Genomic DNA, 24,601 nt, shown 5'->3' with positions numbered 1-24,601 from the left:
GCCCTTTAAATGGAACTATTCGGGCAAGCCTTTGACCTCATAATGGCTATGGTTATTTATGCCGTCGAGTACTAGTGCAAATCTGACAGAATATGCCCTTTCCCTCAATATGGAGCTAGGTGTGCTCATCAAAAATGTAGAACTTGCAAAGCAGATTACCAGCCAGCTAGATAACCTGGTGATTGAGCAGATATTAGTGCCACTTACCTAGCAAGACATAATTTCTTCTTGAGAGTTTCAACAAAGTTGAGATTTGATAATGAGGCTTTTGAAGTCCTATCATCCATCTACAAACATTCGAATGACCGTGGATGTTTTGCCGATCTTGCTTCAGAAAAGCTTATTCATTGATGCGTGTGCATTATCTCAGAATTGGACGTCTACAGACACGCATCTAAATCTGCAAAAAGCTTCACCAGGCCAGTGTTTTCTGTGATTATGGCAATGGTAATTCACCCTCTTTTTCTAAGGCAAGAGGCTGGATGAGTAAGGTCAGCCCCCGCCGTCCCAAAATCTTTACAGGTTGATCAGGCTCTACGGTTATTGAAGTTGTCACACCGTACAGACAAGCAGGCCAGGAGGTCGCTTGGTACTGCACACGTCCCCGTTGAGTAGGGGTGATGGTTTTGACTACTACACCCACATCGGGTCGGGTTAAGAGTTCAGCAGCAGGTGGGGTGCGGTTGCTCATGGCGATGATTGGTTGACTAAACATGGACACAGCCTAGATTTGGGGTTCCCTTGCAAAGCAAGCCACCCGGTCAAACCTGTCATCTTCCCGAAATTGCTAGGGTGGGGCGGGTTTGGGGTATACGCTATCCCCAAGGGAAACCCCAAACTTTATGCGCGATCGCGGGTGTCAGTCACTATGCCCCGAGCAACTACAGGCCCGAAAGTCAAAGAACGCACGTTGCAGGTCTTGGCAAGCTTATTGAGCTATGCCAACCATGAGCTGGAACTGGCATCAGACATTCCCGGCTTACACTGTCGCTGGCAAGACTCACCGCCGCCCACTCTGATTGTGCAGACCACACTGCGATCGCTGTTGGAACTCAATCAGCGAACCTTTCCTGACAAACCGCTAAAGAAGCCTCAAGTGCGCGAGGCCTTGAATCGCTTGGAAGATTTTCTGGCGGTACTGGAAGACTATCGAGTGCATCAGCGTGGTTCTGAAGAATGGCATTTTGCCTTACATCTAGCCTCGCAGGAAACGGACAGAGCGATCGCGACGGCGGCAACTCAATGGGAAAGCCTCAAAACGCCCCAAGCTACTACCCCGACATCAAATTCTGCCGCGGCAGAATCACCTCCACTACCAGGACTGCGTCGAGGGGCTCCGTTTCAGGTGCCGCCGCTGCCTCACTACTTTGTCGATCGGCCTGAGCCTCTGAATGCGGTGAAGACTTATCTGCTGGAGAATGCGCCCCACCGTCCCGGTACGTTGGTGGTGAGTGCCATCCAGGGGTTAGGCGGTATCGGTAAATCGGTGCTGGCATCAGCGATCGCTTACGATCCGACAGTACAATCACGATTTGCTGATGGGGTCTTGTGGAGCACCTTAGGGCAGCAGCCTGATATTTTGGCCTGCCTCAGCGGGTGGATTCAAGAACTGGGCGACCACAGCTACAAACCGACAACACCTTCATCCGCATCGGCCCACTTACGCACACTCTTGCACGATCGCCGCATGTTGCTGGTGGTAGATGATGTGTGGGACCCCGGCCACGCCGAACCGTTTCGGGTAGGCGGGTCTGACTGCTGCATTTTGGTCACCACGCGAGAAGCCCGTATCCCTGGGGCGCTACGCTATGACCTGGATGTGATGACTCCAGAGCAATCCCTCGCCCTGCTGAAACAGTCCATCCAAGAAGAGTTATCCGATGCGGCCATTCAAGAAGCCCTAGCGCTGGCAAAAGCGGTGGCCTATTTGCCCCTGGCGTTGGAACTGGCGGCAGCTCAAATTGAAGATGGAGCTACCTGGGCAGAGCTCTTAGACGCTTTAGCGCAAGAGATTGCTGACCTAGATGTACTGGATATTCAAGGGTACGGATTCCAGAGCCAAACCAGCAAGCAGCGCAATTTGAGCTTGCTGGCCTCTTTTAACCTGAGTTTGAAACGACTGCCCCCCGAACAGCTCAACCAGTTCGCTTGGTTAGGGGTCTTGCCAGAGGATGTCACTATTCCCGAAACTATGGCCGCTACCTTGTGGGATATGCAGCCCGCTCAGGCCAGAACGCTACTCCGATTTCTTAAGGGGCGAGCGTTGCTGCTCTCTAGCGGACGGCAAGCGGATCAGCGGGTGGGCTATCGCCTCCATGACCTGATGCACGATGTAGCGCGACACTTACTCACAGGCAACCCGCAGCCTGATCAGCCAGGAATGCTGCCGGGGTTAGGCATGACTTTGCAGGAAGCCCATCAGCAATTGATGAACCGCTATCGTTCTAAGTTGCAAGAAGGCCAATGGCACACCGCACCCAATGATGGCTACATTCACACTCACCTCACCTGGCATCTAGAGCAAGCTGGACTGATTGAAGAAATCCATCAGCTATTAAAGGAAGAAAACGCGGATGGCAAGAACGCTTGGTACGTTGCTTGTCGCACACTTGATCAAGTGGCGGGCTTTGCAAATGACGTTGCTAGAGCATGGCGACTAGCTGAAACCCAATTTAAGAACCATCCCTCTAAATCGTTAGGACTTCAATGTCGCTACGCACTGATCAAAGGTTCGCTAAATACGCTAGCAGGTAATTTTCCGTCAGAATTGATTGCCGCTTTGGTAGCAGAAGGCGTCTGGCAACCAGCCCAAGGGCTAGCGCATCTTCAACAGGCTCCTGCGCCACGCCGTCAGTTAAGAAGCTTTCAAGCACTACTACCTCATTTGCCTGACACTCTGCTTAATGAAGCTCGTGAAGTGGCTCGATGGATTCCAGATAGAGTTTGTCGCTCGATAGCTTTGATTGAGCTATCGACCCGACTGCCCGAATTGAGATCGGATGCGTTGGAACTGGCTGAGGCGATCGGTGAGGATTACCAAAGAGTTTTAGCGCTCGGCACTATTGCCCAATACCGACCTCATCTCTGGCCATCCGTTCTAGCAACTATTCAAATAGCAAAGCTCGAAAAAGATAAAGGGCCGCTCTTACGAGAAGTAAGCTCTTTTCTCCCAGACAATTTACTTTCTCAAGCCTTTGAAATGGCCTCTCAGGTTCAGGATCCATACTCAAGGGCAATTGGGATGGCAGCACTCTCCCAAAGAATGCCACAAACGGCTGCAGCTACTGTGGGTAGCAACTTAGACCAGGTTCGAAAGATTCCAGAAACCTATGGTCGAGCATGGGCATTGGCCGCGTTAGCCGCCTTAGACCCTAGCCTGTGGGCGGAAACGATTACTCAGGTTCAATCTATTGAACACGAACATGCTAAGGCTAGGCTGATTGCAAATCTAGCTCCCTATATACCCACAAGTTTATTGCTAGACGTCATCAACATTGGCTATGCGATTCAGCATGAATCTCGACGGTGTATTGCTCTCGGTGCGTTAACAATCCGGCATTCCGCTTTATGGTCTGACGTCTTGGCAGATACACAAATCATTCGTGATGCCGAAATGGCGATAAAAGGCTTGTGTGCCTTATCCGATCTGGTTGAATCGCTTCGACCATTGGCGGTTGAAATGGCTCAAGAAATTGAGCATATCTATGAAAGGGCGATCGCCCTGTGCTCAATCGCTGTTTCAAATCCTGACTATTGGCCGAAGGCTTACACCACTACTCTCAAAATTGACGATGTAGCTGATCGGGCCACAGCTTTAGAAGGGATCGCGACGAAGATGCCGGAACTATGGCCCTATGCCCAACGGACAGTGCAAGCAATTCAACATGCTCATCACACGGTTCAGCATCTGCAGCGTCTGGTGCTCAAGATGCCAGAGCTTTGGCCTGATACTGTGCAAGCAACGCGAGAGCTTTGGTATGAAACACAGCAGGCACTGACGATTTATCGCTTGAGTTTGTCAATACCTAGTGAATTTGTCGCAGATTTTGTCAACATCGCTGAGGCAATTCGGGATGACTACGATCGCCTGTTAGCCTTTAGTGCATTATCGAGCCATCAACCCGAATTGCTAGAGCCGACATGGCATCTGCTGAAGTCCCTCAACTTTTCGGGTGAGCAAGAAGATTATCGTGCTCGTGCCCTTGCAGCATTCGCAGTAGCGCAACCAGATATCTGGACAGACGCGATCAGAACACTTGCAGAGATTCAAGACGAGCGTAGGAGAAGTATCGCTATCTATGAGATTGCACCATTAGTGCCCCAAGAACTATTAGCTCCAATCCTGGACATCAGTTTTACGATTTCGATTGAGTTCTACAGGGCTGAAGCCTTTCTAGAACTTCTTCCTCGTTTAGACCTAAGTGTTTTAGGGCCTTCTGTCACATGCTCAATTCTGCAAACCTTGTCATACCTGACGAGGGACAAGATTTTAGAACTGATGCCTTCACTCAGTGACGCTATTTTCGCGCTGGGGGGCGAGGAGGCGATTATGGAAACAACCTATGCACTTCGGGATGTGGGGCGGCAGTGGTGAGAATACTTCAGCAGCTTTTACATGATTACCATCAAAGCATCCAGAAATTCTTGATTGGGGCTGTAGGAACGGACCTCGTACTGGCTTTCCGGATCGTAGAAATCACCAAGAGCTTTCTGGGTTGATTCATCGATCGCTGCCGGACGCACAAAGCGATCGCCCACCACAGCCTTCAGCCGCTCCCAGTCGTTGTAGAAATACTCTTGCAGCAGAGGCATAATCTGCCGATACCAGGCAAAGTGCAACGCCTCAACGGTTTCAATTCCCATCAGATAGCTGTGGCCGATTTGATAGTCTCGGCCCAATAAAGCGGTGATCCGGCGATTCAGTTGGTCAAGCAGCGCCGACAGGTCAACACCATCGACAGATTTGAGCAGGGAAGGATCGGGCATCTGCTCTACAAAGGTGAAGCGTCGCCGCAACGCAATATCTAGCAGAGCAATGGAGCGATCAGCGGTGTTCATCGTGCCCAAAATCAGCAGGTTTTCCGGCACCCCAAAGGTTTCCTTGGAGTAGGGCAGTTGAACCGTAATCTCGTGTTCTTCATCCAAACGCTTATCGTCCTCAATCAGCGTGATCAGCTCGCCAAAGACCTTGGCGATGTTCGCTCGGTTAATTTCATCAATGACCAGGAGATACTTATGGTCAGGGTCATTCTGGGCGCGGTGACAGAGTTCCTTAAAGATGCCGTTTTCCACTCGATACAGCACTTGACCGTCATCAGTTGTCACCGGCTTCAAGCCTTCCACAAACTCTTCATAGGCAAACGATTGGTGGAAGGTCACAAACCGCAGGTAATCCGAGATGTCCGGCTGTGACTCCTCGGGATGTTCCAATTCATCCAAAACGTTGGCTAACTTGACCTCAACGTAGCCTTCGCCTTCCTCCGTCAGTCTGCTCCAATATCTGCCGTAGCTCTGCGATCAATTCTTTGTGTGCCCCTTTTGCGGTCAGATCTCTCAGCAAATTCACCGTTACCGCTCGAATTTCTCCTGAGCTGCCCTCGAGCGAGAAGCAAGAGCGGATGGGTGCTGCCATGCCAGCCGTTTGGGGATAGACCAGCGTAACTTGAGGAGCCTGAAACCGATTGAGGTAGGCATACATCTGGTAGAAGTCCGCTTCTGAAATTCCCAGCTTGCGATCGCTCGGATTGAGCCGCTTGTACTTAAAATCCAGCAATCGGGGATAGTAGTCGCGATCGCGCAACACCAGATCTGGTTTCAACCTGAAGACTCGACGGTTCTGAACCTGAGCCAAATGGCAAACTGCTTGGCGGCCCTGGGGTAGCAATTGGCAATCGCTGAGCGCTGCGGGCAAAATCTCGCGGCGATGGCGTTGCAAAAATCCTGTCAGAAAGCCTTCAAACAGTTGATTCATATCGAAGAGAAACGCGAAAGCTGTCTGATCATGGGCGGATAGCTCTAAACCCAGATTTTGTAAGAACAGCATCGCTAGATTGAGTAGCGGTTCGTACTGCTGATTCAGCCGCGTGAGCTTGACCGTCTGGGCATCTTGGAGGGCGATCGCGGGCAGCAGCGTCACCTCATCCATCCAGTAGCGCAAATCGGATAGTAGCTGCCTGTTGTTGCCATCTCTGGTCAGTTTCCACAGCAGCTCGACGACATAGCGAAAAATCCGATTGAGCGGATTATCAGTGGTAAATTCATCGTACGTTACGGCAAATCGGTGCTTTTGCTCCGGTCGCCGCATCTGTGCCGGGATGCGCCATTTACCCTTCAAGACTGGTAGCACCGCATCGACCGCTTGATAGTTACGAGGGGCTCCCCTGAGCCATTGCCGCTTGAGATGGGTCGCAAAGAAATAAATCAGGATTTCAAACCAATCTTGGGCCTGCTGCATAGCCGCCAGGTCATTTTCCTTAATGCTGAGATGCCCTGCATAGTCCAGCATCCACAGGAGGTTGCGGCTAGCCTCTGCAATACTGACATCACGTTCCTCTGACTGATATATCTTGGGCAAAATCTGTAGGGTGCGGTTGCCTAGCCGGACAATTCCCACAAACTGCCTGGCCTGAAAGCAGACTTGGCCTTGGCGGATGATGGGTTTGAGAAGCTCCTGCCCAGCAGTTTGAGATAACCGATTCAGAAGGCGAACATCTCTATCAGTCAGGTTATCGGTCACCTCATACTCAAAAAGTGTCAGAATCTGCCTTGTCTTAGTCCCAGCTTGCATCACGACCTTCCTGTCACCCTCATTCATAAAATTCAGGGCTGCTGCTGTGTTCAGTCTTCCCAAACAGAAAAAACAAGCCCAGGGATGCCCTGAGCTTGTCTCCAAGGTGTTGTCTTTTAGTCTGCTGGCCCACTCCGTTTAGTCAAGATTCTCATGACCTCGCCAGGGTTCACCGTGGGCAACGGCTGTGACCATTCCTCAGGACGGGCATATCCCAGTCGATACAGCGTCAAGACACAGGAATGAACCACTTGAGGACTGCCGATCGCCAACACCCGCAAAATATCCGGTGATGGTTTGTCTCTCAAGTCAATCAACGGCTGAGCTTCCGTCTTAGGCACCATATAGGCAACATCATGCTCAACCCATGCTTCAGACTGCTTTGTTTCTGTCATCATTGGTTAGACTCCATAGCGAGTTGCCCAGCCCTTGAGTTTTCCAGGCTACAGGGTTGGGTTTTGACATTTCATCGCCTGACGACAGGATTGTCGTCAGGCGACTACTATCATTTCATGAAAGCAGTTATGCCGTAAAGGTATCCATCCCATAGCGGTGATACTGTCATGGCATGGGGATTGTCAACACCATTGCCGAATTTGCTCAAGCTCAGGGTTGCAAGAATGCTTATGAGTTTTGGAAGATCACAGGGTTGTCTCAGCCGACTGCATATCGGCTCTACAATCACCCTGATGCATTTCCGTCCAAAGAAACTCAGGATGCCATCTGTAAGGCCTTCGATGCACAACCTGGCGATTTCATCAGGTACGTTTCTGATGAGGAAACTGATTGAGTTCCGTTTGAGTTGTTTTTATGTAGAACAGGGGCATCTTTAGAGCAGTTGAGTGGAGATTGTGATGGGTGAATGGTCTGAATACTTCGAGGATTTTCCTGAAGAAAACCCAGCAAATTATATCGGAGAGCAATTCAACCCAGAGGGTGCTAGGCGCTTGAGAGCACAAAAAACTGAGCTACAGGCCAAGCTGCAAAAGGAACAAGCTGCTCTAGATGCTGAGATTCAAGCAGTCATTGATAAAGCCAAAAGAAACAATCAACGCAAGTCTCGATAGGCTATCGGGGGAGAAACCTCAACGTAAAGGAATGATGAAGTTAGAGTTTTTGACTATTGACTGACTATGAAAAAGAATAGTCAAAACTGAAAGCCTTCCCGGGAAAGGTTTTCAGGGACCCAGGATTTCCTTCACACGGAAGAGGTCACTGGTTCGAACCCAGTATCGCCCATATTTTTGATATTGAGTAACGCTTTACTTGTCATCGATTACACATTCGTGTCGTTGATGACGCTTTGATGCCGCCGACAACAATTTCCTGTCATCTGCACAGCAAGTTAGCCGTTAAGCAATCGTTCACACAATACTGTCGTCCAAAGTTGGGCTTTTGATGTGTGAAGGAAGCGTGCCTTTCAATCCACGTGACGGCGTTGTTGGATCTCATGGAATGCCAGCAACACGACCCCCAGCAGTAGCGGCAAAAAGTAATAGATTCCTCGGTATACCAGCAGTGCGCCCAATAGCTGATCCGACGGGATAGGCGGTGAGATCAGCAAAATCAATACCGTTTCAAACACCCCCAAACCACCAGGTACATTGCTGATAATCCCGGCAATCTGGGCCAGCAGGTAGCTACCGAAAAAGATGAAGTAGTTCAGATCAGGGTGGGCGGGCAGCAGCACATACAGCACCGCTGCCGCTAAAGCCCAATCGCCAGAGGTCACAACAATCTGCGCCAGGGATAGGGGCAAGGGCAGGTGGGGCAGCACCCAGCCCTTGATTTTGAGCGATCGCTGACTGACGCTGCTCAAAATCAAATACGCCATAGTGAGTACCAAAAACAGCCCCCCCAGCGGCTGCACCGTATCGAAGGGCAAATGCAGGATTCCTGGAACGGATAGCGGTTCCAGGGCAAACACAATCCCGCCCACAGCAAACAGGCCAATCCAAAAGCTGAGGTTGCAAAAGGCGATAATTTGGCCGATTTTGCCGGGGGTCAGGCCCCACTTAGCATAGAAGCGATAGCGAATGGCGCTGCCGCTGAGCAAAGCCAAGCCCACACTGTTGCTAATGGCATAGCTAATCACCGCAACCAGCGCGGTTTGACCATAGGGCAAGGGATGGCGAACAAACCTCGCCGCCAGCGCATCATAGCCGGTCAGGAAACCGTAGTTAAGCACCATCAGAACGACCGATAGCGCCAAAGCCCAGGGGGGAATCGCGGCGATACCGTTGAGAATAGACTGGGGTGGATACTTGCGGACTTCGCTGGTAATCGCCCAAATCGACAGGGCAAACAGCCCAATACTGAGCAAAATCGGGACCACGTGAGAGAGACGCTTCAGGACGCTGGTCAGTGCCGTGCTGAGGAACTGGGCACCAAAATAGTCTTGCAGGCGATCGCCGGAATCAGCCCGCACTAGCGCCACCACTACGTCCGGCAAATCCGCCAGCCGCGAGTAGACAAAGTAGCGCGACTCCCAGTGAGGATGAAACTTGTCCTTGTAAGCCCGTAAGCCCTGCACGTTGTAGAACTGATTCAGGTGGTCATAAAGGTAGTGAACGCCCTTCTCTAACCGAGGCGCTGCTGGGGTGTCTCCCACCCCTGAGAAAATCACCAGCCCCAGGTTGAAGCCGTCATAGTGCTGTTCCTTGCAGTGCTGCAACAGCGAGGTCAATAGAAAATCCATCGCCCCCCGCTCCACATCCGGCAAATGGCGCATCAGGTCAATGGTGGCTTCGTTGCGCTGGTATTCCGGCACCAGATTGGCAAAGGCGATGGGGATGCCGTGGATATCTTCGACGACGGCAATCTCGCAATCTCGCAGGTAGTCGTGGTCAAACCAGCCGAGGGAAAACTTCTTTTCGGCTCCCTCCATATGCGCCAGCCAGGCATCGCTAATCACCCGCAACTCGGCCAGCAGGTCATCGCTGATGGGGGGCGCGTCGTACTGCAACCGGTAGCCTTGCTTGGTGAACTTGTTCATGGCGGTGCGCAGGTTGCGCCCGGCTTTGCCTTCTAAGGTGAACTGATGTAAATCAACCGTCGCTTCTTCGCCGATTTTGAGGGTGCGAAACCCGAGAGACTGGTAGACCTCTAGGCCATCGGGCAGAGTTTGGTAAAAGGCAGGATGCCAGTCGTTGCGATCGCAAAACTCCCGAAACCCGAGGATAGCTTCGGCGCGATCGCTCTCAGGCCCAATCGGGTCGCCTAAGGCCACCGCGCCGCGCCCCTTGGGCACATAGGCAATCACCGACTGTCCCGACAGACTGAAGTAATAGGACTTATCGTCGAGTAGGGCAAATCGCGCCAGCGATGAGCCGCCATGAGCTTCGACAATACTTTGGGCACGCTGCCGTTCTGACTCACTAGCAGCACCGCGAAAAATCACCGGACGAAACAGCATCCAGGCAGCATAAAGCAGCGTGACGGTGCTAATCATATAAAGCGAATCGGCAAAGTAGTGACCAAAGCGGGTCGTTGGTTGCAGCCCCCAGTTATCAAAGGTAAAAAACATGGCCAGAGTTTGACCGATCGCCTCCGGTAGGCTGAAGGGGGTCGCATAGTGCGTATCTAGCAGCCAAAAGCCTAAGGTGCCGTAGGCCAGGATGAAGAGCATGGCCCCTAGCAAGGCCCGCAATCCCCGAATGATCGAGGGGCGATCGGATTGGGCCGTGAAGATGGGCCGCAGCCACAGCAGTTGCAGCAGCAGCACCAGAGACAATAAACCCTCTTCGTAGTCCAAGCCTTTCACCAAATGGCTCAAGATCGAAACCACCAGTAGCCCCACGGTTAACCACCAGGCCAATCGTTTGCGACGCAGCAACTGAGCCGAGAGCATGAGCAGAAAAAACCCGCTCAAAGCAGCAAATAAATGGGCTTCGGCTCTGACTTCAAACGGCATAAATTGCCGCAGCCAATCGACCCGCTGCGGCAAGCTCGGGGTTACCGCTGACCATAGGTTGACCAATCCCACTAATGCGGTCAGGGCCACCGCTGACCCGATGCCGAAACGGGTCATTTCAGAGTTCGGCTGATTTCCAGGTTGGCCCAACACAGCGATGACCTAATCTTTATGGCGTTCCCCTTCAGTGCATGAAGCCGAACTGGGCCTTTATAAGGCAGTCTGGCTAACCCGTAATGTATTAGTTCTAGATAAGAATAGGAATTGATGGCTTACAGTTTAGCTCTCTGTCAACGGGTCATGACTCGGGTGCATGAAGGTCACTCGGTCAAAGCCCCCGCGACCCTCTTCTAAGTCAGTCCGGCGACCCTTTACCGGTCTTGCAACCGCCCCTCTCTAGAGCAGACCGTGCTCCCCCAACGCCGCCGTAAACTCGTCCCCGATGCCCTGCGACAACATATCCGGGACTATCCCGAGGCGCGCTTGCAAGACCGAGCCCAAGACTTTGGGGTGCATCCTAGGGCGATGGGCTTTGCCCTCCAACGACATTGCATCACCGTTTTTAAAGACAGTTCCGCTACCGTCAGCGCGACCATCGGCAACGACCAGTGTTCCTAGCCCGGGAGCGTCAGTGCCTTCAGCAATACGATCGCGATGCCATCATCGATACCCAGTTCTCAATTCTTAGTAAAACCGGTCAACTGCCCAACCGCCAAAATCAACCGGAACCGGCGATTGTTTTCCTCAAAGCTAGCGTGGAGGTGCGGGAGGCCATTCGGGGCGACATTCGCGGCCTGGAAACTGACCTCCAGCAGTCCTTCACCGACACCGTCGCCGCCGACTATCGCTTGCTGGCCGACCTGCTGCTGCAACAAGACCGCATCCTCGAAGCCCAGCGCGTCCTCGACCGGCTGAAAGTGCAAGAACTCGACGATTACCTGGACGACGTGCAGCGCAACGCCCAAACTTCTGGCAACCGGAGGAAGACGTGCTGGCCCTCTACGACGACGTGCTGCTCATCGGCACCGAACTCCAGCGACCCCCAGCGATCAAGCCCGCATTGAAGCCCTCGAAGCCCAGCAAAACCGCCTCTATATCAGCTTCATCGACTGGCTCGACCATCCCCAAATTCTGGCTGCTGTGGATCAACTGCGAGTCGATACCCGCAGCCGCACCCTTGATATTGACAATTTCACCCGAGATACCCGTGAGATTGTGGGGATGCTTGTCGGCGATCGCTCCCAAGCAAGGGCGAGAGTGCTCTGGCAATGCTTGCCGCCGGTCTATCGGCAGTGCGCTGTCTGCTACAGCGATTTTGGGGAGGCTGACCAGAGGGTGCTCCCCAGCTAACGACATCGGGCAGTCGGCCAAGACAGTAGTCAAACGAATCGGATCGAGCGCTGCAATTGCCCCCCACGGCCACGAGTATCAAGGTTAGTCCGCAAGACCCTGTCCTTTTCCAAGCAGCTAGAAAATCATATTGGGGCAATCGGGTATTGCCTCCATCACGACAACGCATCTCTACAGGTTTAGGACTCCCCGATCTTCGTCAGCTTCCACTCCATCCCTCTCCACTCTCTGAAGAGGACTTTCGCCACACACTCAAACTTTTGCCCTGTACTTAGATCCGAGCGTAAAAAAATGTAATGAAAACTCTCATCAAAACCCCTTACTGTAACGGTTATGACGTTAAATCTTCTTTTAGAACCTGTCACCCAATTTTTGTCTGAATACACACTGGATTATTTAGTATGAGCAGCAACCTAGCAAGTCAGCTTCGAGAAGGTACCAAAAAAGCCCATACCATGGCCGAAAATGTTGGCTTTGTCCGGTGCTTTTTGCGCGGCGTAGTGGAAAAGAACTCCTATCGCAAGCTCGTCGCTAACTTCTACTTTGCTTACACTGCCATGGAAGAGGAGTTAGAGCGCCACAAAGATCACCCCGTGGTGTCCAAGATCTACTTCCCTGAGCTGCATCGCAAGCAAAGTCTAGAAACCGATCTGCACTACTACTATGGTGCTAACTGGCGTGATCAGGTTAGCACTTCCCCAGCGGGGCAAAAGTATGTCGATCGCATCCGCGAAGTTTCCAACACCCAGCCCGAGTTGCTAATCGGTCATTCCTACACGCGTTATTTAGGTGACCTGTCTGGCGGCCAAATTCTCAAGGGCATCGCTCAGCGAGCCATGAACCTTGCCGAAGGCGAAGGCACCGCGTTTTACGAGTTTGACGAAATTGACGATGAAAAGGCGTTCAAAGTCACCTATCGTCAATCTCTGGATGAGATTGAGGTGAGCGAAGCCCTCGCTAATCAAATCGTGGAAGAAGCCAACGATGCCTTTGGTGTGAATATGGAAATGTTCCAAGAGCTAGAAGGCAACTTGGTGAAAGCGATCGGGCAAATGCTATTCAACACTTTGACCAGCCGCCGCCGTCGCGGTAGCACTGAGCTGGCCACCGCGGAATAGGTCGCAGCGGAAATTCCTGCGCCTGATGACTCTGATCAAAAGCCGACTGCCCAACGAGTAGTCGGCTTTTTAATGTCAGCCAACTTTACAAAACTTAGGGTCGGGCAAAAACACGGCTGACTATAGCCGACAAAGCTCAAGGGTTGCTGCGGTGAGTTTGATCGTTCCATTTTCCACGAGGCAACGTAATAATATCTTCCGTTCCCCCAGGGCTCACGGTTGACAGTCAGTGAACCGGTGTCTCCATCAGCATTGGTGTCCAGTATTCCTCAACCGTCAGTGCCCCTGTCAATAGTTGGTTGATTTGTGAGGCGCTAAAAATGGCATCATTTATCCACCCATGATTTCTTCATTTATAGTGGTTGCGTTCAATAATTTAGTCGAAACCATTCAGCGGGCCGTGAATACGCCGTTTCTCCGCGTGGGAAATGGTGTTTTGACACTCAGCGCGATCGCTGAGTTTATGCTGGCTATTCTCCTAACGATTATTTTCGCCGTCCTCTTTAAAAAAGTTCTGTCAGAATTTGTTTTACAGCGATTAGGGCTCAATCAAGGCGTACGAGAATCAGTCGCTACGATTACTAGCTACGGCCTCAGTGCTCTCTTCTGCTTGGTACTTTTGCAAACCTTGGGGGTTAATTTCACCTCGATTGCCGTTTTGGTCGGCAGTTTTGGCATCGGCATTGGCTTCGCCTTTCAAGATTTAGTCCGTAACTTCATTAGTGGCCTGTCCCTATTGATCGAGCACAAGCTCAAAGTCGGTGATTTTATTGAACTAGAAGATCTCAGTGGATATATTGTAGAGATTTCCCTGCGATCGACGGTGATTCGCACATATACCAAGCGGCATATTGTGATTCCTAATAGTGAACTTTCTGGCAATAAAGTCATTAATTGGACTTATCAGAACACCAAAGGCTGGGTCACAGTTTATGTCAGCGTTCCCCACGAAAGCGACGCCGTAGCAGTGCTTGAAACCCTGCTTGACTCTGCCTATTTAGAGGAGACTGTATCCTATGAATATGCTCCAGAAGCCTACTTCATCGGCTTCGGTGAGTATTCGTTAGATTTTGTACTCTGGGTCTGGGTAAACCGCGTTGATCTGAAGTATAAAACTGAAAGTTCTCTCAGATTTATTATTGAGCAAAATCTTCGACAGCATCAAATTCGCCTCGCTTCCCCTCGTTACGACATTTGGCATCGCAATCCGAATATCGTGCTTAGCTCTTCGGTCGAGAACTACTCACACCATACGAACTTACAAAATTCGCCAACGATATCCAGTGACATCTGGACGAAGCCGGTGGCAACTCGTGATTTACTCAAAGCGATTCCTTATTTCAGCGAATCCAGCTCAGTTGAATTGCGCAAGCTAGTAGAAGTTGGCCATCGTCGACGTTTAGAAGCAGGGGAAATTCTGTACAAAGAAGGGGAGCCGGGGGATGCATTTTATATTATTTTGTCTGGTTCTTTGAGTTATTATATGCAAGGATATGACCAACCCACTGTGTTAACGTCAGGGCAGTTCATTGGCGAGTTTTCACTCATGCTCGGTGTGCCTAGAACTGTCACAGTTGGGGCGGTTGAAGAAACGACTGTGTTTGCGATTAGTCCCGGTGGCTTTAAGCAAATATTGCAAAGTCAACCGAAACTGTACGACTGCATTGTGACTGAAATGAGCCGTCATGAGGTTGAGATTACTCAACAAAAGCGTCGTCTAAGGGAGTTGGGTTTAATCAATAGTGACTATGATAAAAACCCTGTGGTTTGGGTTAAGAAACAACTGGATAAGTTGTTCTTTCCGCACAATCCCTGAAGCTATTGCCGCCCCCTATTTGGGGGGCGATGTGATGTACTTTACCCGTCTTCCTGCTAACGGATAATGCCTCCGCTCACGACTCATCAAGTTAAAGTTGACGAACCACTAGCGGCTAAAGGCCACAATGGCCCCGTCGGCGATCGCATAAGCGGTGGTTTCAGCGGTCAGAGGGACGGTGTAGCCCCCGGTAAAGTCGCCAAATGACGGTAGGGTGAGGCGATTGAGGGCGGCTTCCCAATAAAAGCACGGTAGCCGCAGGCGATCGCCTTTGCCGCCAATCTGCACACAGGGATGGACGTGGCCACACACATTTAAGGCGTCATTGTCGGGTAACGGCTCGTGACTCAGTAGCAGATTGTCCAGATCAATTGGCTCGGTGTAGCAGGTCAGGGAAAACTGCGAGAGTTCGGCGGCGAGGGGGCGATCGTGGTTGCCGAGAATGAGGTGCGCCTCTAGCTGAGTGGTGGCTAAGAACTTCAGCCAGGCGTCAATCACGGCATCCACCATGCCCGCCCGAGCGTGAAATAAATCGCCGAGGATGAAGAGTTGCTCGGCTTGGGTGCGGCGCTGGGCTTGCTGGAGGCGCTGTAGAGTGGCTTGATTGACTTGACTGGGGATGGGAATGCCGAAATGTTGAAAGGTTTCTGATTTACCCAAATGCACATCGGAAACCAGTAGAGCGGCCTGTTGGGGCAGATAGACCGCTTTTTCAGGCAGCAGGGTCAGCGTTTGATTCTGAAGGACAACCGTTTCCATAAGATTGGTGACTTAACGTTTTTTACTGTGCCACAGCGTTTGCCTGTTTGGGGTGGGGTAAATCTCGTTAAAGTGATGGGTGCGCAATCGCTGCCCTTATGGATAATCCATGGCCCAAACCATTCCTGTTTTAAGTCTCCAGCAGTTTTTGCGGGGCACGTTGGCCCAGCAAAATGCTTTTGTCCGGCAGTTGGGTGAGGCTTTGGGAACGATCGGCTTTTTCGCGCTCATCAAACACGACATTCAGCCCGCGCTGATTCAAGACGCGTATGAGACCGCCGAGGCCGTGTTTACGCTGCCCACCAGCATTAAACAACAGTACGAAGATCGGGCGCTACAGGGTCAGCGCGGGTTCACGGCCTTTGGGCGCGAACATGCCAAGGATTCCCCTTACCCCGACCTCAAGGAATTTTGGCACATTGGGCCAGAACACACGCTCCCGGCTAACCTCTGGCCCGCCGAGGTGCCCGCCTTTGAGCCCGCAATGCAGGCATTATTTGCCCAACTCGATTGCTGTGCTCAGATCTTGCTCGAAGCTTGTGCGCTGTATCTCGATTTGCCCAGGGCAGCGCTGGCCCAAGCGACGGTAGATAGTCCAACCCTGTTGCGAGTGCTGCATTATCCGCCCGTGTCGCCGGATTCCCCCCCGGCGCAGATGCGAGCGGCCGCCCACGAAGACATTAACCTGATTACGTTGCTCTGCGAAGCGACGGCCCCCGGCTTGGAATTACAGCAGGCGGACGGGACTTGGCTGCCGATCGCCGCTATTCCGGGACAAATCATTGTCGATACGGGAGACATGCTGCAAAACCTGACCAATGGCCTATTCAAAAGCACAACTCACCGGGTGATGAACCCGAACAACGATCGCGATCGGCGCTTCTCGTTACCGTTTTTTGTCCACCCTCGCCCGGAAACTGACTTGTCGCCGCGTCCTGGTTGCGTCGCCCGCACGGGTGGGGTGTCGCGCTTTCCGCAGATCACAGCTGGCGAATACTTGCAACAGCGCCTGTACGAAATTGGCTTGACCTAAAGCACACATGAGGTGGCCGAGCTGCTGGGTGAAGGCTCTTGTGGTCTCTCGGTCAGGCCCAGCGATCGCCAAAAAATTGTTGACTGTGGCGGTATGGCAATGGCGGCGCGCGGCCCGTCTGGGGGGGCATGGCTCCTCAGCGGCGGATACATTTTCCCAGCGAACTGAAACCAGTCATAGATGTTTACTTTACAAACGGTGAAACGCCCGGACTGATGGAAAGATCGCTCTTAGAATGGGGGCGATTACTGGCGTTGGCTGAGCCCCCAAAGTCGAGCCCAGTAAGTTTTTGCCCGGCCCGTTACTGCCAAGCAGGTTTTCTCTGGGCTTTGACGCCTGGCGGTTTCAAGCCTCGTCAAGCATCTTTGCCCAGGCTGCTGGCGGGTCTATTCGTTGCCGTCAGGGTCAGGGGGGGGGGTAATTGAGTTGGTGGCTTTGCCTCCGCCCTTGCCAGCCGCCCGTTTAAGGTGGCGCTTACGCTCACCGGCCGACGGTTTATTCTTCAGCTTTGACTTAACGCGATGTCTTCTAATTCTGCTTCGACACTGACGGGTTACCAGTTCTTTCAAGGATTATGCCAGCCTGAAGATCCGGTAGCGGCGGTGATTGTGCCCATGACGCCCAGCGACGAGGTGCACCAAAAAACGGCAGCATTGCAGAAAATTTTGCACACGTTGACGGCGGCAGACAGCGGCTGGCCGACCGATCAGCCACAGACGCCCGAGGCGCTGCTACCCTACGTCACGGATGAGGCCGAAGAACTGCTAGAAGCGCTCCAAAGAGAGCCGCCGCTCGCGACGGCGGGGGAGGTTGCGGCCGAAGGACTCAGCGCTAGTGCTCCGCGTCTGTTGACTGAGTTGAGTGCCGATTGGTTGTGGGCGATCGCGGCTAGTGCCCCCATGGCCATGCAACTGCTCGAAGGTGTGGCCGCCAATATTCATGACTGGCCTCAGGTTTACGGTATTCGGCTAGTCCCCATGCTGGAAATTCAAAGCGCGGCGGTCACGTACACGCTCGATCTGACGACCCAGAGTTGGGGGTCGCTAGTCCCGGCGGTGGCCCCAGCAGCATCCATGCAGCTGCTCGATCTGCCCACGGCTCCCTGGGTAGCGGCGGCGACCTTGCAAACCCAAATCCGCGATCGCAGCATCGCCCTAGTGCCCGGCCTGTGTCCTTGGTTTGCCGGGGTGACCGTCCAACTCTGTCTGCCAGATACTGACTGGATGACCGCTCAAGCGCGACTCCTGTTACCCCTGATGCCCCTGACGATGCAGGTCACCGCCCCCGAGCCCACCCTGCTGGAAATGCCCCTGCCTGATGGGGCGGCGACGGGCTTGCCCACCGCGCGAGTTTGGCAAGCCGCCCCCCCTCCAGCCACGGTGGTGGAAACTCGCACCGCGGTTTTGGATGTGCCAGCCCCGGCTTACCCGTGGACGCTGGATTCGGAACTGGATTTTGTGGAACCGGAGGCTTTAACAACGGCGCTGCAAACCCTGCACCACCAGGAATTGAGCCAGCGCATTGTGGATGATACCCGGGCGCATCCTGACCTGACGCCACAGGCATTGTTAGAGACAGTGCTGACTGTGCGGTTGGAGTCTGCGATCGGGGGATTGACGCTGGGCCACGCGCCACTAGCCCTGTCCGACCTGTGTAACCAAGTTAAATGGCTATGGATTCAAGCCAGCCAGGAATATATGCCGCTGATGGGGGGGCTGTCAGCCCAGCAACTGCGGTCAGGCCGGCCTTGGCAGTCGGGCACTTTGATGAGTCAGGGCCAATTGGTGTTGCTATCGGACAGTCAGGCGATCGCGGCCCTGGATGTCGCGACCAGTGAATGGATCACCACCACGCCGACGTTGGCGGCGACCGATTTACTACACCTCTCAACGGTGCTGCCACCCCAGGGCACCATCTGGTCGGTCGAGCGGTTAACCACCATCATTAATCAAACGGTGGCGGCGCGATCGCCCCTCCTGGCTAGCCTCATGGCCCCTCAGCCCGTCCAACTGTGGTCGCCCCAAGACGATCTATTTCCCGACCTGAAGCCGCCTGCGCTGACCCTGCGCTGGCAGGTGATGCTGACCTTCTTGCCCTCATTCAGCTGAGCCTGCACCACCCGTCATCTCAAGCGCCAGCGATGCCCTAACAGAAACGTCAACTCCCGAGCGCATCGGGCTGAGCCAACAGCGGATTTTGTTCCACCCAGACGGACACTGAACCCCCGTTGCAGTGAAATTCGGCCCATCCGTACTCATTGGTATGAATCGGCCCTTTGATGTGGCCGGTAATGTCATAGAACGGCCGATTGGGCTTGCCGACTTCCATCCATTTGCTGCCCGCTGGCCCGTCACTGAGAATCACGGCCATCGCGTAGGGATGCTGCTCGGAGCCGAGTCGCGTCCAGCCGATCGTGTTGAAGTGATCGATGTAGTCGTATTGCGGGCCGTAGGCGAAGTTCACGCGGGCAAACAAGAGGCGATCGATGATCCACTGATGGGAATCCATCCAAATTTCGTACTCGTTGCCGTCGGGGGCGCGATCGCGATAATGCGCACCATAGTAGTCAGCGTAGAAAACGCAGGGATAGCCCTGCTCCCGCAGCAAAATGATGGCGTAGGCCAACGGCTTAAACCAAGATTCGACAATGGATTCCAGGGCTTGCAACGGTTGCGTGTCGTGATTTTCGACCAGAGTAACGGCGAATAAGGGCAACTCTTTCATCAAGCTGCCATCAAAGATCCGCCGCAGGTCGTAGTTGCCGCCCGCCTTGCTGGCTTTATGGAAGTTGTGGTGCAGCGGCGCGTCAAATAGATTGAGCCGTCCCCCGGCATTGCCGATGTACCAACTCAACGTGCCAAAGTCGTAAGTCCAATATTCGCCGACGCAAAACAGATCACGCCCGGTATGGGCTTCGAGATGATCCAGCCATTCGTTAAAGAAGTCACCATTGATGTGCTTGATGGCGTCGAGACGAAAGCCGTCCGCACCAATGTCATCCAGCATCCACTCACCCCAATACTTCAACTCGCCTTTGACTTCGGGGTGGTTCATATCCAGGTCGCTGCCCATCAGGTAGTCGTAGTTACCCCGCTCCAAATCGACCTTGGTTTCAAAGCTTTTGTCGGCCATTTTCCAAACCGCTTTGAAGTCGGGATCAGCGCTGTTGTAATCCACTGAGTCGAAGTGATACCAGTGCCACTTCATGGTGGAATATTGGTCGCCGCGGCCCCCGGTGCCGTTGGTGCCGCGAAAGTCGAAACCCGTCCATGCTTTGATCTGGCGCGGCCCGCCGAGGGGCTGATTGCGATTTTGGGGATCGTAGGGGATCGCGGCAAATTCTTCTTCGTAGTCGGCGGCCATTTTGTGGTTGAACACCACATCGGCATAAATCTGGATGCCGTTTTGGCGGCAGGTTTGCACCGCATTGACGTATTCATCTTTGGTGCCGTATTTGGTGCGAATCGTGTCGCGCTGGTCAAATTCGCCCAGGTCAAACAGGTCATAAATGCCGTAGCCCACGTCGTAGCTGCCACCGATGCCTTTGTAAGCGGGGGGCAGCCACAGGGCGGTAAAACCGGCGTTGGCCAGCATGGAAGCGTCTTGCTGGAGCTTCTGCCAGTGGGTGCCATCGGGCTCGATATACCAGTGAAACCACTGCATCAGGGTGCCGTTGAACTCAGCCGGGGCCTTTTTAGCGGCGATCGCGGCGGCATTGGTGGCGACCCAATCCTTCAGGGCATGCTCGGCAGCTTGCAGGGTTTCGCCCTGGAGGTCTTTGCCGATCGCGCGAAAGTTATCTTTAAGTTGCTGAAACGGAGTAGACATAAAGCTGACACCAGGGTGAAGGACAGAGGCATTCGAGGTCAGGGCGATAGTCATTCGCCATTATGAGCAGCGAGAAAATCCACTCACCCAGCCCGCCCATGATCACAGCAGGGCCGAAGCGGGGCACGGCAAAAATGGCTGCCATGTTGGTCAAATTTAATCGACAGCTGGATATTTGGGGCGATCGCGGCAAAATGTTCCAGAATTTTGCCGCGATCGCCCCGACATCAAATCAACGGCTGCACCCGCAACGTTTTGTTGCCTCAGCTACCAGAATCGCCCTGAAGTTCATGAAACGTTACAAGAGTTGTTGAATCTTTCCATAAATTCCGAAGAAAACCCTAAAGCTTTCAAGGAATTAAAATCACTCTTCCTAAAGTGATACCAATCCACCCCGGATACAACAGCGCTGTCAATCATGTTTGATGGTTTGCTGCCACCGGGTTAAAGGGTTCTGGATCGCACGTTTAATTTATATGTCAGCCAACATCCCTTTTGAGACAGCTCCACGATTACAACATTTATTTAGGGCCGATCAGCGAGTTGCCGCCCCGGTGCGGATTCGTCGGCTAATTTGGAAACTCGCGATCGCTACGTTGGCGCTGATGGCTGTGGGGAGTGCCACCCGCGTCATGAATGCGGGGCTGGCCTGTCCCGACTGGCCGCTCTGTTATGGCCAACTGGTGCCGAGCCAGCAAATGAACCTCCAGGTCTTTTTGGAATGGTTTCACCGTCTGGATGCCTCTTTGATTGGCCTGACCTCCCTCTGGCTAGCGGCACAGGCTTGGTGGTGTCGGCGCGATGTGCCGGCTTGGCTGCCCTGGGCCACGGTCGGCGCAGTGCTGTTGATCATGGTGCAGGGGGCGCTAGGCGGCCTGACCGTGACTGAGCTACTGCGATTTGATATCGTCACCGCTCATTTAGGCACGGCCCTCGCCTTTTTGTTAACGTTGCTAGTGATTGGGCTGGGCTTGACGCCTTATCAAGGGCTGGGCACTTCGGGCAGGTTGCCTTTCATCGGCGCGATCGCCACGGGACTGGTGTACATCCAATGCCTGCTGGGGGCGCTGGTCGGCTCGCGGTGGGCCGCCCATCAATGCCTCGGTGGCGCGCAATTGTGTCAAGTGATGGATAGTCACTTGATTGGCGTGGTTCCCCCCACTGTCGCGATTTTTGGCTTACTGCTAGTGTCTTGGCGCACTCCGGCGTTGCACCCCTGGTTGCGGCGACTCACGCTGCTGATTGGCACGTTGCTGGCAGGCCAGATTGTGCTGGGCATTGCCACCTTGCAGCTCCATCTACAAGTCGAACCGCTAACCATCACTCACCATACGGTCGGGGCGACCCTGACCGCCGCGTTGACGGCCTTTACCGTCTTGGCTTGGCGCGATCGCCAACCGACCCCGGCGGTCTTGGCTGAGGAGGCCTCGCGACTAGCTTCAACGGTTTAACCCGCTACTCACTGGAGGGGCAGCCACCAAGAGTCGGCGATCGTCCTAATTTCAATACTTGCTTTCTCATCTTTAAAGGATTCACTGCACATGCAGACTTCTCCCACTTGGCAGAGTTCCACGCCCCACCACGACAGCTTTTGGCAAGTTTGCCGCAGCTATTGGCAACTCACGAAGCCCAGAATCATCCCCCTTTTACTCATTGAAACTGCCGCCAGTATGCTGGTTGCGGCTCAGGGCACCGTTGATCCCCTGTTGCTCATCATGACCCTGCTGACGGGAGCCCTCGCCGCCGCCTCGGCGCAGTCGATTAATTGCATCTACGATCGCGATATCGACTTTGATATGGAGCGCACCCGACATCGCCCCATTCCGTCCGGTCGCATTCAGCTCCGCGACGCGCTGATTTTCGCGGTGGTGCTAGCCGCGATCGCCTTTGCCTTACAAACGCTGGTTGCCAACGTCCTCAGTGCCACGCTGGAAATGGTGGGCATTGCTTTATATGTTGGCGTTTATACCCACTGGCTCAAGCGCTCTTCGACCCAGAACATCGTGATTGGCGGCGCAGCAGGCGCAGTCCCTCCATTAGTGGGTTGGGCGGCTGTCACCGGCGAACTCAGCTTGGCTGCCTGGCTATTCTTTGCCATCGTCTTTATTTGGACCCCGCCGCACTTTTGGGCCTTGGCGCTCGTGATTCAAGATGACTATGCCAAGGTCGGGGTGCCGATGTTGCCGGTGGTCGCTGGAGATGAAGCCACCGCCAAACAGATTTGGGCCTACACGCTGGTGCTAGTGCCCATTACTTTATTGATGACGGTGCCGCTGCATGCCACGGGCTGGGTTTACGGCGCGATCGCCCTTTACCTCGGGTGGATCTTTCTCCGCAAGGCCTGGGGCTTATTGCAGGCTCCCAGCGATCGCGACCAAGCCAAATCCCTGTTCAAATACTCCATCCTTTACATGATGGCCCTGTCGGCTGCGATGGTGGTAGATAGCCTGCCCGTCACCCGCTCAGCGATCGCGGCGCTCAGCCACCAGGTCTACGAATTTGCCAGCGTCTTGATGCCGCTATTAACGGGCGTATAATCAAAAACCTATCGCCCTCATCGGGGAAGGTTCCCTCGGCATACTCTTGACCATTTCGGTTGAGCCGACAGGGAACCGTCCCCTTTTTGGTTTGTGGTATCGCGGTTACGTCAATCAAGGATATGTATAGAATCGGAGAAATTTTGGTCGCTAAGGTTCGCAGTGGTGGTGGCGCAGGACAAATATTCGCTCGCTCAACGGGATTTTAGGTTGCGATTTCCCATGAAAAAGTTTTTGCCCAGCTAAAGCGCGCGGGATCAGTGCGCAACAGAAACTCTACAATTGCCCGGCGCTGCTCCGGCGTCGCGCGTTTCATGGTTGCGCGCAATTCATATTCCTGTGACCTTGCAGGAGAGCCTAATTCCAAGGCCTGATCAAAGTATTTTTGACCTTGCTCGAATTCCTCGCGCTCATAGAAAATCGAGCCTAGAAGGTTATATGGATGGAAGCTGCTGGGAAGAAGTGTAATAGCTTTTTTACCGCAACGGATAGCTTCGTCCAGTCTGCCTGTGTCTTTCAGTGCTCCCCCACGGGTTGTCCAAAGTGCCGAAAGAGGCCGGGCCTCTGGAATCTGCATTTCGTCAAGTATAGAAGTAATTTCAATTGCCTTATCCGGAAGGCTCGCTTTCCTAAGCTCACTCGATGCTTTCACTAAGAGCCAAGGATCCTGATTCTTTCGATAATTGCGATAATGGTAAGTTGCCAGGACGTTGAAAAGCCCCTTCTCCTTCAGTAACGCGGTTTCGTTGTCAGTTAGGAGCTGCCCGTCGTCGATTTTTATCAATACAGGAGTAACTGTGGTGTGTCCTTCATCGTTAATGAGGCTTTTCAACGAGACATGATACTTATCTCCTAAAGGTTTGAGCGCTACTACCGCCAGGAGGTTGAAAAGCCCCTCCTCCTCTAGTAACGCAGTTTCGTTGTCAGTTAAGAGCTGCCCATCGTCGATTTTTGCCAGTACAGATGCAATTGCATTAGGTTCTTCATCGTTAATAAGGCTTCTCAACGGGACGTGATACTTATCTCCTAGAAGTTTGAGTTCCGCCAGCGCGTTCTTACGCTTTTCGGTTTCCAAGCGTAACTTGTCGAGCTTTGCTTTCCAACTATAAAGGCTGGCTTCTAACTCAACGGGTACATCAAGATGACAGATTTTATTAGACTTGAACATTGTGGCGTTAAAAGTACGTAGTTCTTGGTCGGCCGTAAATTTGACCTTAACCAGCGGGATGTAATTGTCACGCGGAACAACTTCGACGATTTTGCCGGCCCCGTACTCCGTATGATTGATTTTGCGCCCAACGAGCATAGTCCAGATTCCTGGCTCATGTTTCGCGAATAGGTAGAAATAGTAGAAGTATTCGCTGCTTAAAGGTTCCATCACAATCTAGTACCGCATAGCGGAAATGCATATACCCTTAAGGAGTGAGTTTTAGAGGCTGACGTCGAATGCCTGGTCCCGC

The 24,601-nt window shown here is 53.1% G+C and carries 21 protein-coding genes and 2 pseudogenes; 14 read left to right on the top strand and 9 right to left on the bottom strand.

The genetic code is table 11. The features are described from left to right. Positions 1 to 436 precede the first annotated feature (436 nt). Positions 437 to 691: an NfeD family protein gene (locus JUK32_RS28835; protein WP_375541597.1), complete on the bottom strand. Its 255-nt coding sequence runs from the start codon at positions 689 to 691 to the stop codon at positions 437 to 439. A gap of 177 nt (positions 692 to 868) precedes the next feature. On the opposite strand from JUK32_RS28835, the gene JUK32_RS21430 reads away from it, so the two are divergent. Continuing rightward, positions 869 to 4,594, top strand: coding sequence for an NB-ARC domain-containing protein (locus tag JUK32_RS21430; protein ID WP_204140907.1), 3,726 nt, complete (start codon positions 869 to 871; stop codon positions 4,592 to 4,594). 17 nt (positions 4,595 to 4,611) lie between these two features. On the opposite strand, the gene JUK32_RS21425 is transcribed toward JUK32_RS21430, so the two are convergent. The 3 genes from JUK32_RS21425 to JUK32_RS21415 form a co-directional block, all read right to left on the bottom strand. Further along, on the bottom strand, positions 4,612 to 5,439 hold the full coding sequence (locus JUK32_RS21425) for an McrB family protein (RefSeq protein ID WP_204140906.1): 828 nt from the start codon (positions 5,437 to 5,439) through the stop codon (positions 4,612 to 4,614). 19 nt (positions 5,440 to 5,458) lie between these two features. Continuing rightward, the gene (locus tag JUK32_RS21420) at positions 5,459 to 6,736 is read right to left on the bottom strand and encodes an McrC family protein (protein WP_204140905.1); all 1,278 of its coding nucleotides are present in this window, start codon (positions 6,734 to 6,736) and stop codon (positions 5,459 to 5,461) included. 167 nt (positions 6,737 to 6,903) lie between these two features. Further along, positions 6,904 to 7,185: a hypothetical protein gene (locus tag JUK32_RS21415; protein ID WP_204140904.1), complete on the bottom strand. Its 282-nt coding sequence runs from the start codon at positions 7,183 to 7,185 to the stop codon at positions 6,904 to 6,906. 170 nt (positions 7,186 to 7,355) lie between these two features. Between JUK32_RS21415 and JUK32_RS21410 the strand changes: the two genes are divergently transcribed. Together JUK32_RS21410 and JUK32_RS21405 are read left to right on the top strand one after the other, a co-directional pair. Further along, positions 7,356 to 7,577: a helix-turn-helix transcriptional regulator gene (locus JUK32_RS21410; protein WP_204140903.1), complete on the top strand. Its 222-nt coding sequence runs from the start codon at positions 7,356 to 7,358 to the stop codon at positions 7,575 to 7,577. Between the two features lie 64 nt (positions 7,578 to 7,641). After that, complete coding sequence (locus tag JUK32_RS21405; protein WP_204140902.1) at positions 7,642 to 7,854, top strand: hypothetical protein; 213 nt, start codon at positions 7,642 to 7,644, stop codon at positions 7,852 to 7,854. Between the two features lie 353 nt (positions 7,855 to 8,207). Here JUK32_RS21405 and JUK32_RS28830 read toward each other — a convergent pair whose 3' ends face one another. Next, positions 8,208 to 9,122 carry a lysylphosphatidylglycerol synthase domain-containing protein gene (locus JUK32_RS28830; protein ID WP_375541596.1) on the bottom strand — a complete coding sequence of 305 codons (915 nt, stop codon included), beginning with the start codon at positions 9,120 to 9,122 and terminating at the stop codon, positions 8,208 to 8,210. A gap of 54 nt (positions 9,123 to 9,176) precedes the next feature. Continuing rightward, a pseudogene (locus JUK32_RS28825) lies at positions 9,177 to 10,817 on the bottom strand (phosphatidylglycerol lysyltransferase domain-containing protein); the annotation flags it as partial. A 252-nt stretch (positions 10,818 to 11,069) separates the two neighbouring features. Here JUK32_RS28825 and JUK32_RS21395 point away from each other — a divergent pair. The 6 genes and pseudogenes from JUK32_RS21395 to JUK32_RS21370 form a co-directional block, all read left to right on the top strand. Further along, a pseudogene (locus JUK32_RS21395) lies at positions 11,070 to 11,318 on the top strand (IS630 transposase-related protein); the annotation flags it as partial. Then, positions 11,309 to 11,764, top strand: coding sequence for a hypothetical protein (locus JUK32_RS21390; protein WP_204140900.1), 456 nt, complete (start codon positions 11,309 to 11,311; stop codon positions 11,762 to 11,764). The pseudogene JUK32_RS21395 and the gene JUK32_RS21390, both read left to right, overlap by 10 nt. Positions 11,765 to 11,840: 76 nt before the next feature. Continuing rightward, a complete protein-coding gene (locus JUK32_RS28820; RefSeq protein WP_204140899.1) occupies positions 11,841 to 12,050 on the top strand; it encodes a hypothetical protein in 210 nt (69 codons plus the stop codon). A gap of 42 nt (positions 12,051 to 12,092) precedes the next feature. After that, positions 12,093 to 12,233 carry a hypothetical protein gene (locus JUK32_RS28815; RefSeq protein WP_204140908.1) on the top strand — a complete coding sequence of 47 codons (141 nt, stop codon included), beginning with the start codon at positions 12,093 to 12,095 and terminating at the stop codon, positions 12,231 to 12,233. 218 nt (positions 12,234 to 12,451) lie between these two features. After that, entirely contained in the window at positions 12,452 to 13,168 is a 717-nt protein-coding gene (locus JUK32_RS21375; protein WP_204140898.1) for a heme oxygenase (biliverdin-producing), read from the top strand. Between the two features lie 340 nt (positions 13,169 to 13,508). Further along, positions 13,509 to 14,984 (top strand): mechanosensitive ion channel domain-containing protein, encoded by a 1,476-nt coding sequence (locus JUK32_RS21370; RefSeq protein WP_204140897.1) that lies wholly within the window; start codon positions 13,509 to 13,511, stop codon positions 14,982 to 14,984. A 108-nt stretch (positions 14,985 to 15,092) separates the two neighbouring features. Here the strand turns inward: JUK32_RS21370 and pdeM are convergent, their stop codons facing one another. Next, entirely contained in the window at positions 15,093 to 15,743 is a 651-nt protein-coding gene (gene pdeM, locus JUK32_RS21365; protein WP_204140896.1) for a ligase-associated DNA damage response endonuclease PdeM, read from the bottom strand. A 109-nt stretch (positions 15,744 to 15,852) separates the two neighbouring features. On the opposite strand from pdeM, the gene JUK32_RS21360 reads away from it, so the two are divergent. Both JUK32_RS21360 and JUK32_RS21355 read left to right on the top strand, forming a co-directional pair. Continuing rightward, the gene (locus JUK32_RS21360) at positions 15,853 to 16,776 is read left to right on the top strand and encodes an isopenicillin N synthase family oxygenase (protein ID WP_204140895.1); all 924 of its coding nucleotides are present in this window, start codon (positions 15,853 to 15,855) and stop codon (positions 16,774 to 16,776) included. A gap of 521 nt (positions 16,777 to 17,297) precedes the next feature. Continuing rightward, positions 17,298 to 18,884 carry a hypothetical protein gene (locus JUK32_RS21355; RefSeq protein WP_204140894.1) on the top strand — a complete coding sequence of 529 codons (1,587 nt, stop codon included), beginning with the start codon at positions 17,298 to 17,300 and terminating at the stop codon, positions 18,882 to 18,884. Positions 18,885 to 18,933: 49 nt separating this feature from the next. Here the strand turns inward: JUK32_RS21355 and JUK32_RS21350 are convergent, their stop codons facing one another. Beyond that, a complete protein-coding gene (locus tag JUK32_RS21350) occupies positions 18,934 to 20,604 on the bottom strand; it encodes an alpha-amylase (protein WP_204140893.1) in 1,671 nt (556 codons plus the stop codon). Between the two features lie 98 nt (positions 20,605 to 20,702). Here JUK32_RS21350 and JUK32_RS21345 point away from each other — a divergent pair, with 98 nt between their 5' ends. The 3 genes from JUK32_RS21345 (at position 20,703) to JUK32_RS21335 (ending at position 23,141) form a co-directional block, all read left to right on the top strand. Further along, entirely contained in the window at positions 20,703 to 20,918 is a 216-nt protein-coding gene (locus JUK32_RS21345) for a hypothetical protein (protein ID WP_204140892.1), read from the top strand. 162 nt (positions 20,919 to 21,080) lie between these two features. Next, positions 21,081 to 22,055, top strand: a complete 975-nt coding sequence (locus JUK32_RS21340) for a heme A synthase (RefSeq protein ID WP_204140891.1) — start codon at positions 21,081 to 21,083, stop codon at positions 22,053 to 22,055. Between the two features lie 90 nt (positions 22,056 to 22,145). Continuing rightward, positions 22,146 to 23,141 carry a heme o synthase gene (locus JUK32_RS21335; protein ID WP_204140890.1) on the top strand — a complete coding sequence of 332 codons (996 nt, stop codon included), beginning with the start codon at positions 22,146 to 22,148 and terminating at the stop codon, positions 23,139 to 23,141. 205 nt (positions 23,142 to 23,346) lie between these two features. Here the strand turns inward: JUK32_RS21335 and JUK32_RS21330 are convergent, their stop codons facing one another. Continuing rightward, on the bottom strand, positions 23,347 to 24,519 hold the full coding sequence (locus JUK32_RS21330; protein WP_204140889.1) for a lipopolysaccharide assembly protein LapB: 1,173 nt from the start codon (positions 24,517 to 24,519) through the stop codon (positions 23,347 to 23,349). Positions 24,520 to 24,601 lie beyond the last annotated feature (82 nt).

This window comes from Halomicronema sp. CCY15110 (assembly GCF_016888165.1).
Classification (GTDB): Bacteria; Cyanobacteriota; Cyanobacteriia; order Phormidesmidales; family Phormidesmidaceae; genus Halomicronema.
Note: the sequence above shows the minus strand (reverse complement) of the source record. Positions and strands in the feature narration are given on the sequence as shown.

Coding starts and splice junctions, on each gene's coding strand:
- JUK32_RS21355 (WP_204140894.1), top strand. CDS start 17,298: ATGTCTTCTAATTCTGCTTCGACACTGACGGGTTACCAGTTCTTTCAA.
- JUK32_RS21410 (WP_204140903.1), top strand. CDS start 7,356: ATGGGGATTGTCAACACCATTGCCGAATTTGCTCAAGCTCAGGGTTGC.
- JUK32_RS21415 (WP_204140904.1), bottom strand. CDS start 7,185: ATGATGACAGAAACAAAGCAGTCTGAAGCATGGGTTGAGCATGATGTT.
- JUK32_RS21335 (WP_204140890.1), top strand. CDS start 22,146: ATGCAGACTTCTCCCACTTGGCAGAGTTCCACGCCCCACCACGACAGC.
- JUK32_RS21430 (WP_204140907.1), top strand. CDS start 869: ATGCCCCGAGCAACTACAGGCCCGAAAGTCAAAGAACGCACGTTGCAG.
- JUK32_RS21345 (WP_204140892.1), top strand. CDS start 20,703: ATGATCACAGCAGGGCCGAAGCGGGGCACGGCAAAAATGGCTGCCATG.
- JUK32_RS21360 (WP_204140895.1), top strand. CDS start 15,853: ATGGCCCAAACCATTCCTGTTTTAAGTCTCCAGCAGTTTTTGCGGGGC.
- JUK32_RS21340 (WP_204140891.1), top strand. CDS start 21,081: ATGTCAGCCAACATCCCTTTTGAGACAGCTCCACGATTACAACATTTA.
- pdeM (WP_204140896.1), bottom strand. CDS start 15,743: ATGGAAACGGTTGTCCTTCAGAATCAAACGCTGACCCTGCTGCCTGAA.
- JUK32_RS21330 (WP_204140889.1), bottom strand. CDS start 24,519: ATGGAACCTTTAAGCAGCGAATACTTCTACTATTTCTACCTATTCGCG.
- JUK32_RS21375 (WP_204140898.1), top strand. CDS start 12,452: ATGAGCAGCAACCTAGCAAGTCAGCTTCGAGAAGGTACCAAAAAAGCC.
- JUK32_RS28835 (WP_375541597.1), bottom strand. CDS start 691: ATGAGCAACCGCACCCCACCTGCTGCTGAACTCTTAACCCGACCCGAT.
- JUK32_RS21350 (WP_204140893.1), bottom strand. CDS start 20,604: ATGTCTACTCCGTTTCAGCAACTTAAAGATAACTTTCGCGCGATCGGC.
- JUK32_RS21370 (WP_204140897.1), top strand. CDS start 13,509: ATGATTTCTTCATTTATAGTGGTTGCGTTCAATAATTTAGTCGAAACC.
- JUK32_RS21405 (WP_204140902.1), top strand. CDS start 7,642: ATGGGTGAATGGTCTGAATACTTCGAGGATTTTCCTGAAGAAAACCCA.